The organism is Salmonella sp. SAL04214 (genome assembly GCF_046550615.1).
Lineage (GTDB): Bacteria > Pseudomonadota > Gammaproteobacteria > Enterobacterales > Enterobacteriaceae > Salmonella > Salmonella enterica.
Genome location: NZ_JBGDXT010000002.1, coordinates 385477 through 396425 on the forward strand (window position 1 = coordinate 385477; position 10949 = coordinate 396425).

Sequence of the window (10949 nt, forward strand, 5' to 3'; positions counted from 1 at the left end):
CACATGTCGAAAAAAGAGTTTATCTATCAGGCGCCTTTCCCGATGGGAGAGGACAAAACAGAGTATTATCTGCTCACCTCCGATTATGTCAGCGTCAGTGAATTCAATGGAGAATCTATCCTCAACGTTGAGCCGCAGGCGTTAACGTTGCTGGCTCAGCAGGCCTTCCATGATGCGTCTTTTATGCTCCGTCCTGAACACCAGCAGCAAGTCGCCGCCATTCTCCATGACCCCGAAGCCAGCGAAAACGACAAATATGTGGCGTTGCAATTCCTGAGAAACTCCGAAATCGCCGCCAAAGGCATTCTGCCGACCTGCCAGGATACCGGCACGGCGATTATCATGGGTAAAAAAGGCCAACGCGTCTGGACGGGCGGCGGTGATGAAGCCGCGCTCTCCAAAGGCGTGTTTAATACCTATATCGAAGATAACCTGCGCTACTCGCAGAACGCGCCGCTGGATATGTACAAAGAGGTCAATACCGGCAGCAACCTGCCAGCGCAAATCGATCTCTATGCCGTCGATGGCGACGAGTACAAGTTCCTTTGCGTGGCGAAAGGCGGCGGTTCAGCAAACAAAACGTATCTCTATCAGGAGACCAAAGCGCTGCTCACCCCAGGCAAGCTGAAAAACTTCCTCGTTGAGAAAATGCGCACGCTGGGCACCGCAGCCTGTCCGCCATACCATATCGCCTTTGTCATTGGCGGCACCTCGGCGGAAAGCACGCTGAAAACCGTTAAACTCGCCAGCACCCACTATTACGACGCGCTGCCGACGGAAGGTAACGAGCACGGCCAGGCATTCCGCGATCTCCACCTGGAACAGGAACTGCTGGAAGAAGCGCATAAACTTGGCCTCGGCGCCCAGTTCGGCGGGAAATATTTCGCCCACGATATTCGCGTAATTCGCCTGCCGCGTCACGGCGCTTCCTGTCCGGTGGGGATGGGCGTCTCCTGCTCGGCAGACCGTAACATCAAAGCGAAAATCAACCGCGAAGGCATCTGGATCGAAAAACTGGAACACAATCCGGGCCAGTATATTCCGCCAGCGCTGCGTCAGGCGGGCGAAGGCGACGCGGTGAAAGTCGATCTCAACCGTCCGATGAAAGAGATCCTCGCCCAGCTATCGCAGTACCCGGTCTCGACTCGTCTGTCGCTGACGGGCACCATTATCGTAGGTCGCGATATCGCCCACGCGAAGCTAAAAGAGCGTATTGAATCCGGCGAAGACCTGCCGCAGTATATTAAAGACCATCCCATCTATTACGCAGGTCCGGCAAAAACGCCGGCAGGTTATCCATCTGGCTCATTAGGCCCCACCACCGCAGGCCGAATGGACTCTTATGTCGATCTGCTGCAATCCCACGGCGGCAGTATGATCATGCTGGCGAAAGGCAACCGTAGTCAGCAGGTCACGGATGCCTGTAAAAAACATGGCGGCTTTTATTTGGGCAGTATCGGCGGCCCGGCGGCGGTACTGGCACAGCAGAGCATTAAGCATCTGGAGTGCGTCGAGTATCCGGAACTCGGCATGGAAGCTATCTGGAAAATTGAAGTAGAAGATTTCCCGGCCTTTATCCTGGTGGATGACAAAGGCAACGATTTCTTCCAGCAGATTGTCAGCAAACAGTGCGCTAACTGCGCGAAATAACCTGGCAGGCCCGGCGTTCACCCGGGCCGCGTTATCGGTTAATTGCCGGATGGCGCTACGCTTATCCGGCCTGCACGAGAGACCATGCTCACGCTTTTACATCGCTGGTCGCTACCACAGAAATCGCCGGGCTATCCGGCTGTTCGACGAATGGCGGCGTTTTCCGGTATTTATCCAGCAGGTGGATCTGAATCTTGCGCAGCATATCGCCGTTCAAACGGTAGTAGCGGAAGTAGAGAACCAACGTCATCATGAAAAACAGTACCGGCAGGACAATCATAATAAACTGCATCCCCTGCAGGGTTTGCGCAGACTGCGCCACGTTCGGCGTGTAGCCAATCAGCCCCAGCACCAGAGCGATAAAGAACGCCGCAAACGCCGAGCCGCCCTTCACGACCATCGTCTGTACGGAATAAGCGATACTCTCGCAGCGAATATTGAGCTTAAATTCCCCATAATCGACCGTATCCGCCACCATGATCACCTGAAGCACCCAAAAGAGCGCGGTCCCGATATTCAGGAAAATACCCGCCGCCACGATTAAAGCGGCATTATGGACATCCGCCAACGCCATCGCGAAGAGCCCTGCGCAACTCAGAACGGGCATCACGGAGGCGCCCGCCCACAATATCCGCCGCGATAACATTTTCACCAGCCGGGGGAAGACAATCAGCGTCAACAGATTCGCCGCGCCGGCGTAAGAAAGGTAATAGGGAAAAAGATCGGCATCGCCAATCACATAGGTGAAGTAGTAGATCGCAAAGCCATTGATAATATTAGAGGCAATGTTATACGCCAGCGCCATTCCCAACAGGCAAGAGAGCTGATCGTTTTTGTATATCAATCCAACGATCGTTTTTAACGTCAGATGTGGGCGGCCCGCCGTTACTCCGTTGTCGGAGGAGTACACCTCATGTACGTTGCGTAATGTCACGATAGTCGAGGCGATAAAAAACGCAATCAGTACCAGCGTAAACATCTGAAAGCCGAACCCACGATCCGCTCCGCCAACGTAGTTCACAAACGGCAGCGTTATACCGGCAGTGACGAAGCCAGCCAGACTGGCGAAGAAACGCGGGAACGGCACCAGTTGTTCGCGTTCTCGCTTATCAAGCGTAATGGTCGGCACCAGCGACCAAAATGGGATATCCATAATGGTATACGTCATGCCCCACAGGATGTAAGTTACGCAGACAAATACAACCTGCGCGGTTCCCTCAAAAAGATGGGCGCTGAACAGCAGGAAAAGCACCAGCGAATTGGTTAAGGTGCCGATCAATATCCACGGCTTAAATTTCCCCCACCGCGAACGCGTGGCGTTGACAATCCAGCCCATGATGGGATCGTTTATCGCATCCCAGATTCGCGCGACCAGAAAGAGGGTGCCGACGAGGCCGACCGAGAGTCCCACCACATCGGTGTAGTAATACATCAGGTACATATACACAATGCCGATGGCGAAATCCTTACCAAACGCACCGAACCCGTAACTCAGCTTTGTTGTCAGAGAGATGCTCATAGGGTACCGGGTCGCTGTTACCAGCGCCCGCCTTCTGTTAGTAGAGGTTAAACGCCGGATCTGCCGTCCAGCGCGGCTGGAGATTAACGGCGTAACCAGGCCGGAAGCCAGTCGCCATGCGCGGCGATCAGATCGTCAACCAACGCATAGATTTCTTCGATACCCAGCACCGCTGCGGTATGAGGGTCCATCATCGCCGCGTGATACACGCGATCGCGGTTTTCCGTGAGGATGGCTTCGGTCAACAGCGTTTGCACGTTGATGTTGGTCTGCATCATCGCCGCCAGATGAGAAGGGATCGTCCCCACCTTCGTCGGTTGAATGCCGTTGGCATCCACCAGACAAGCCACTTCCACGCAGCTTCCCTGCGGCAGGTTATCAATCAGCCCCTCGTTACGCACATTGCCGTAAATCACGCTCGGCTCGCCGGTCCACAGAGCGTTCATAATGGTGCTGGCGTACTCGCGGGACGGTTTGATGTCGATACGCTCGGCGGTTTTATACTCCTCCAGCTCTTTATGCCAGTTCGCCAGTTGTTCTACGCAGCGTTTCGGATATTCATCCAGCGGCACCTTGTAGCGCGCAATCAGATCCTCGCGTCCCGGTTTAATAAACCACGGCGTGTACTCGGCAAAATGCTCTGATGACTCGGTGACGAAGTAGCCCAACTTTTTGAACATCTCATAGCGCACAATGTTCTGGCAGCGTTCATTGCCGTGAATATTGGGCTTCGGTGCCTGTCCGGCGTCATAGGCCGCCAGCAATTCAGGATAGAGATCGACATAAGTCCCGTCAGCCGTTTTGCGCTCCAGTTCGAGGTAAAACGCCATGTGGTTAATGCCGGCGCAGCGGTAGCGCAGCGAGGCGGGATCGATATTCAGGTCGCGCGCCAGTTCTTCCGCCGTTCCCTGTACCGAATGGCACAGGCCGACCTGTTTGATATGCGGATAGCGGGCATACATCGCCCAGGTATTCATCGCCATCGGGTTGACGTAATTGAGCATGGTGGCCTTCGGACAGACTTCCGTCATGTCTTCGCAAATCCGCCACAGATGCGGGATAGTCCGCAGCGCGCGCATAATGCCGCCCGGCCCCAGCGTATCGGCGATCGTCTGTTCCAGGCCATGACGCTTACAAACCTCAAAATCGGTCACGGTGCAGGGTTCATAGCCGCCAATCTGAAAGGCGACCACCACGAAATCCGCATCCTGTAGCGCCGCTTTCTGGTTGGTATGGCAGGTAATCCGGCCAGAAGCGCCCGCTGAGTCCATCAGTTTCCGTACCACAATGTGCGACTCTTCCAGCCGGGTTTCGTCAATATCCATCAGGGCGACATGCGCTGATTTTAGCGCCTCGCGGTGAAACACATCGCCGAGGATATTTTTGACGAAAATCGTAGAACCTGCGCCGATAAAGGTAATTTTGGGTGCCGTCATCATGACTCTCCAGAACAGTAGTGAACACCTTCATGGTGGCACGCGTTCCCGGTGAAAACCTCCGTCTTCCCCGATGAGCATTCCCGAAAACTCAGATCGTATGCTGACGCGCGGAAGATCTGAGTTTTTGGGACAAAATGGCGTAAAAAGCAGAGTATTCGGCCTGATAGTCAGGCTACGCTCTACAATATCGACGGATTCTGTGTCCGGATTCCCGGTTTCCTCCCGGCTAAAGGGGCATAATTCTGATAATTCAGGAAATGGAGTGACGATGAGTACGCAAGCAATATCCCTCCTCCCGCCCGACCCGCACATGTGCAACGGCGATGAAAAGCAAACCCGTAGCCCGCTGTCGCTCTATTCCGAATATCAACGACTGGACGTTGAACTGAGGCCGCCGCACAGAATGGCCAGCAGTCACTGGCATGGGCAAGTAGAAGTGAATGTTCCGTTTGACGGCGATGTGGAGTATTTAATCAACAATGAAGTCGTGCAGATAAAGCAGGGACATATCACCCTGTTTTGGGCCTGTACGCCACACCAGCTTACCCGCCCCGGCAACTGCCGCCAGATGGCGATTTTCAGTTTGCCGATGCACCTGTTTCTCTCCTGGCCGCTGGATCGCGATCTTATCAACCATGTCACGCACGGGATGGTGGTTAAATCACTGGCGACCCAGCAGCTTAGCACCTTTGAAGTGTTGCGCTGGCAGCAGGAAACAAGCAGCCCGAATGAGCAAATTCGCCAGTTGGCGATCGATGAAATCGGCCTGATGCTTAAACGCTTTAGCCTTTCCGGCTGGCAGCCCATTTTGCTCAATAAAACATCACGCACCCACAAGAATAGCGTCTCACGCCATGCGCAGTTTTACGTAAGCCAGATGCTGGGATTTATTGCCGATAACTACGATCAGGCGCTCACCATTAACGACGTCGCGGAGCATGTCAAACTCAATGCTAATTACGCGATGGGAATATTCCAGCGGGTTATGCAATTGACGATGAAGCAGTACATCACGGCGATGCGCATCAATCACGTACGTGCCTTATTGAGCGATACTGACAAAACGATCCTCGATGTCGCTCTGACAGCCGGGTTCCGATCCAGCAGCCGTTTTTACAGTACTTTTAGCAAATTTGTCGGTATGTCGCCGCAACAATACCGCAAGCTAAGTCAGCAACGACGCCAGACGATGCCCGGCTAAAGCCGGATACCACTATCAGCCAAAAAAATAATTCACCTGTCGATAAACCGCGGGTGAAATCGCTCGCCATCAATAATTAACCCATTGTTTATTAAAAATAAATATCAATAACTGACCATTATTCCATCACTTTACACCCCCTATTTGACGGGGTAATACTTGCCCACGTCACATTCATACGGCGGGTCGGCAAGGCGTAAATTGCACGGCCTCCACAACCGGGTAAAAGATGATGAAAGTATTAATTGTTGAAAGTGAGTTTCTGCATCAGGACACCTGGGTTGGCAACGCGGTTGAGCGTCTGGCGGATGCCTTGAGCCAACAAAATGTTACCGTCATTAAATCGACATCCTTCGATGACGGCTATGCCATCTTGTCCGCGAACGAAGCCATTGACTGTCTGATGTTTAGCTACCAAATGGAACAACCGGATGAGCACCTGAGCGTCAGGCAATTGATCGGTAAGCTTCACGAGCGTCAGCAAAACGTGCCCGTTTTCCTGTTAGGCGACAGGGAAAAAGCGACGGCATCGCTGGACCGCGACCTGCTGGAGCTTGTCGATGAATTCGCCTGGATTCTGGAAGACACCGCTGACTTTATCGCCGGACGCGCCGTTGCCGCCATGACCCGGTATCGCCAGCAACTGTTACCGCCGCTGTTTAACGCGTTGATGAAATACAGCGACATTCATGAATATTCATGGGCGGCGCCGGGACACCAGGGCGGCGTCGGTTTCACTAAAACGCCTGCCGGTCGCTTTTATCACGATTATTATGGCGAAAACCTGTTCCGCAGCGATATGGGGATTGAGCGTACCACGCTCGGTTCACTCCTCGACCATACCGGCGCGTTTGGCGAAAGCGAGAAAAACGCCGCCCGCGTATTCGGTGCTGACCGCTCCTGGTCCGTGGTTGTCGGGACCTCCGGTTCTAACCGTACTATTATGCAGGCCTGTATGACGGATAATGATGTCGTTGTACTGGATCGTAACTGCCATAAATCCATCGAGCAGGGGCTGATCCTCACTGGGGCCAAACCGGTATATATGGTGCCAAGCCGTAACCGTTACGGCATTATCGGGCCAATCTACCCGCAGGAAATGCAGCCTGAAACCTTGCAGAAAAAAATCAGCGCCAGCCCGCTGACCAAAACTAAAGCCGGACAGAAACCGTCTTACAGCGTAGTGACCAACTGTACCTATGACGGCGTATGCTATAACGCCAAAGAGGCGCAGGATCTGCTGGCAAAAACCAGCGATCGCATTCACTTCGACGAAGCATGGTACGGCTATGCGCGCTTCAACCCGATTTATTGCGATCACTACGCGATGCGCGGCGAGCCAGGCGACCATAACGGTCCGACCGTGTTTGCCACCCACTCCACGCACAAATTACTGAATGCGCTTTCACAAGCTTCCTACATTCACGTCCGTGAAGGCCGTGGCGCGGTGAATTTCTCCCGCTTCAACCAGGCATATATGATGCATGCCACCACCTCTCCGTTATATGCCATCTGCGCATCCAACGATGTGGCGGTATCGATGATGGACGGTAACAGCGGCCTGTCCCTGACTCAAGAGGTAATTGACGAAGCGGTTGATTTCCGTCAGGCGATGGCGCGTCTTTATAAAGAGTTTACCGATGAAGGCGACTGGTTCTTTAAACCGTGGAATAAAGACGTCGTCACCGATCCACAAACCGGTAAAACATATGACTTCGCCGACGCGCCGGCAAAACTGCTGGCCACCGACCAGAACTGCTGGGTCATGCGCCCCGGGGAAACCTGGCACGGCTTTAAAGACCTGCCGGATAACTGGAGTATGCTGGACCCGATTAAAGTCAGTATCCTGGCGCCGGGTATGGGCGACGATGGCGAACTGGAAGCATCCGGCGTACCTGCTGCGCTGGTCACAGCATGGCTTGGCCGCCACGGTATCGTGCCGACCCGCACCACCGACTTTCAGATTATGTTCCTGTTCTCTATGGGGGTAACTCGCGGGAAATGGGGAACGCTGATCAACACGCTGTGCTCCTTCAAACATCATTACGACGCGAATACGCCGCTGGCGCAGGTGATGCCGGAACTGGTGCAGGATTATCCTGACACTTACGCGAACATGGGTATTCATGACCTGGGCGATAAAATGTTTGCCTGGCTACGTGAAAATAACCCGGGCGCCCGTCTCAACGCCGCCTATTCCACCCTGCCGGTTGCGGAGATTACCCCGCGCGACGCCTACAACGCGATCGTGAACGACAATATTGAAATGGTGGCGATTGAAAATCTACCGGGTCGCATTGCGGCGAACTCCGTTATTCCTTACCCGCCAGGCATCCCGATGTTGCTCTCCGGTGAAAACTTTGGCGATGAAAACAGTCCGCAGGTGGGTTACTTACGCTCACTGCAATCCTGGGATCATCACTTCCCTGGCTTTGAGCATGAAACCGAAGGCACGGAAATTATTGATGGCGTATATCACGTTATGTGCGTGAAAGCCTAATCACAAAGAGTCTTTTTTTTGAGGATGGCATGTATTCCCTGAGTATTGCTGCAAAACAATAATACTGTCATACCTTTTTGCGCGGGCCCCATCCCGCGCTTTTTTTATACAAAAATGACAAGTTGCCACTCGCGTACAACTTTTTGTACACCCTAATTCATCGTACAAATATTGTAATATTATTCAGGAAAGTTATTTTAGTGCAGTTTCAATTCATCACACAATTGACTCAGTCCCCGTTATCTCTCCCGTTTGGCGAGATCCGGTCTTTTATGTTCATATTCCAGGAGTTCGGGTATGAGGATTTGCAGCAACGAGCCTTGCATAGTGTTATTAACCGAAAAAGATACATGGTTACGAGTAAATGGTAAGGAGCCAATCAGTTTAAAAGCGAATTATATGGCCATTCTGGCTTGTGAAAATAACGTTATTGACATTTCATCATTAAATAGCGTGCTAGTAATACAAGTTAGTCGCAATAATATTAAAGACTATTTACAATTCCTGAATAAAGATCTCTCACACCTTCCCGTCTGGCAACGCAACGCCGATCCCTTATTGACCGCCAACTGTCTGACGCCGGATATCTTCAGGGTCGCCGCCCGCTACAGCGCGATGGAAACACCGGATGAAATTGTTAGTGAACGTACCCGTGCGCTCCTTTTCACCGTTTTATCCCGCTTTCTTGACCACAAAAAATTTATTTCTTTGTTAATGCACATGCTGCGCAGCCGCATCAGTGACAGCGTTTACCACATCATTCAGAGCGATATTCATAAAGACTGGAATCTGAGCGCCGTTGCCAGCTGCCTGTGCCTGAGTCCAAGCTTGTTAAAGAAAAAGCTCAAAAACGAGAATACCAGTTATAGCCAAATAATCACGACCTGCCGAATGCGTTATGCCGTAAACCAATTATTAATGGACGGAAAGAATATCTCTCAAGTCTCACAGCTGTGTGGGTATAACAGCACATCGTACTTTATTTCCGTGTTTAAAGAGTTTTATGGTATGACCCCCCTGCATTATGTTAGCCAACATCGGGAACGATCGGCTGCCTAATTTTTCTACACTCAACGATAAGACACGATAATAACAGCATTGGCGATAACCCGTCTCCGACATAATTCAGCGGCATTCTGAGGGGGTATGATACGACGTAATTTATCGTAACGAAGTCACCTTTTCAGGAGTCCAAATTATGTCTTCGGATGCTGATGCTCACAAAGTGGGCCTAATCCCCGTCACCTTAATGGTATCGGGGAATATTATGGGTTCAGGGGTATTCTTACTCCCTGCCAACCTGGCGGCCACTGGCGGGATTGCAATCTACGGATGGCTGGTCACTATCATCGGCGCCCTGGCGCTGTCGATGGTTTATGCCAAAATGTCGTCCTTAGATCCCAGTCCCGGCGGTTCTTATGCCTACGCACGCCGCTGCTTCGGGCCGTTTTTGGGCTATCAAACGAACGTGCTGTACTGGCTGGCATGCTGGATCGGTAATATCGCGATGGTCGTTATCGGCGTCGGCTATCTGAGCTATTTCTTCCCGATTCTGAAAGATCCGCTGGTATTAACGCTTACCTGCGTCGCGGTGCTGTGGATTTTTGTTCTGCTGAACATCGTCGGGCCGAAAATGATTACCCGCGTACAGGCCGTCGCCACCGTACTGGCGCTGGTGCCTATCGTAGGGATTGCGGTCTTCGGCTGGTTCTGGTTTAAAGGCGAAACCTATATGGCGGCCTGGAACGTGAGCGGCATGAATACTTTCGGGGCGATTCAAAGCACGTTGAACGTCACGCTATGGTCATTCATCGGGGTAGAAAGCGCCTCCGTTGCGGCCGGGGTGGTCAAAAACCCGAAACGCAACGTGCCTATCGCCACCATCGGCGGGGTACTGATCGCCGCCGTCTGCTATGTGCTCTCCACAACGGCGATTATGGGGATGATCCCCAACGCGGCGCTGCGTGTGTCGGCATCGCCTTTCGGTGACGCGGCGCGTATGGCGCTGGGCGATACCGCAGGGGCTATTGTTTCCTTCTGTGCGGCAGCAGGTTGCCTGGGCTCTCTCGGCGGCTGGACGCTGCTTGCCGGTCAAACCGCAAAAGCGGCGGCGGACGATGGTCTCTTCCCGCCGATCTTCGCGCGGGTTAATAAAGCCGGTACGCCAGTGGCTGGGTTGCTTATCGTCGGCGTGCTGATGACTATCTTCCAGTTCAGCAGTATGTCGCCGAACGCCGCGAAAGAGTTTGGTCTGGTCTCCTCCGTGTCGGTTATCTTCACCCTGGTGCCTTATCTTTACACCTGTGCCGCGCTGTTGCTGTTGGGCCACGGTCACTTTGGTAAAGCGCGCCCGCTGTATCTGCTGATCACCTTCGTCGCGTTTGTGTATTGCATCTGGGCGGTCATCGGTTCCGGCGCCAAAGAAGTGATGTGGTCGTTCGTCACGTTGATGGTGATCACCGCGCTGTATGCGTTGAACTACAACCGCATTCACAAAAACCCGTATCCGCTGGATGCGCCGGTTAAACAGGATTGACCACGTGTAGTTAATGTTATCGCAACAGGCCGGATAGCGCAGGTTATCCGGCCACCACCAACATTAAGTTCTTAAGGTTCACTTAATTTTACTTTGTCACGATT

At 52.8% G+C, this 10949-nt stretch carries 7 protein-coding genes; 5 read left to right on the top strand and 2 right to left on the bottom strand.

Translation table 11 applies throughout. The features are described from left to right. The first annotated feature begins 3 nt into the window (after window positions 1-3). Window positions 4-1650 carry a class I fumarate hydratase FumA gene (gene fumA, locus ACLJQD_RS05095; protein ID WP_000037187.1) on the top strand — a complete coding sequence of 549 codons (1647 nt, stop codon included), beginning with the start codon at window positions 4-6 and terminating at the stop codon, window positions 1648-1650. A gap of 88 nt (window positions 1651-1738) precedes the next feature. Here fumA and melB read toward each other — a convergent pair whose 3' ends face one another. Together melB and melA are read right to left on the bottom strand one after the other, a co-directional pair. Continuing rightward, window positions 1739-3169 carry a melibiose:sodium transporter MelB gene (gene melB / locus ACLJQD_RS05100; RefSeq protein ID WP_000028070.1) on the bottom strand — a complete coding sequence of 477 codons (1431 nt, stop codon included), beginning with the start codon at window positions 3167-3169 and terminating at the stop codon, window positions 1739-1741. A gap of 83 nt (window positions 3170-3252) precedes the next feature. Beyond that, entirely contained in the window at window positions 3253-4608 is a 1356-nt protein-coding gene (melA, locus tag ACLJQD_RS05105; RefSeq protein WP_001527488.1) for an alpha-galactosidase, read from the bottom strand. Window positions 4609-4876: 268 nt separating this feature from the next. On the opposite strand from melA, the gene melR reads away from it, so the two are divergent. From melR to adiC, 4 genes are all read left to right on the top strand, one after another. Next, complete coding sequence (gene melR / locus ACLJQD_RS05110) at window positions 4877-5809, top strand: transcriptional regulator MelR (RefSeq protein ID WP_000106992.1); 933 nt, start codon at window positions 4877-4879, stop codon at window positions 5807-5809. 232 nt (window positions 5810-6041) lie between these two features. Next, window positions 6042-8309 carry an arginine decarboxylase gene (gene adiA, locus ACLJQD_RS05115; RefSeq protein ID WP_001538051.1) on the top strand — a complete coding sequence of 756 codons (2268 nt, stop codon included), beginning with the start codon at window positions 6042-6044 and terminating at the stop codon, window positions 8307-8309. Between the two features lie 297 nt (window positions 8310-8606). Beyond that, complete coding sequence (locus ACLJQD_RS05120; protein WP_001217083.1) at window positions 8607-9368, top strand: AraC family transcriptional regulator; 762 nt, start codon at window positions 8607-8609, stop codon at window positions 9366-9368. Between the two features lie 139 nt (window positions 9369-9507). Beyond that, entirely contained in the window at window positions 9508-10845 is a 1338-nt protein-coding gene (gene adiC, locus ACLJQD_RS05125; protein ID WP_000093130.1) for an arginine/agmatine antiporter, read from the top strand. The last annotated feature ends 104 nt before the right edge of the window (window positions 10846-10949 follow it).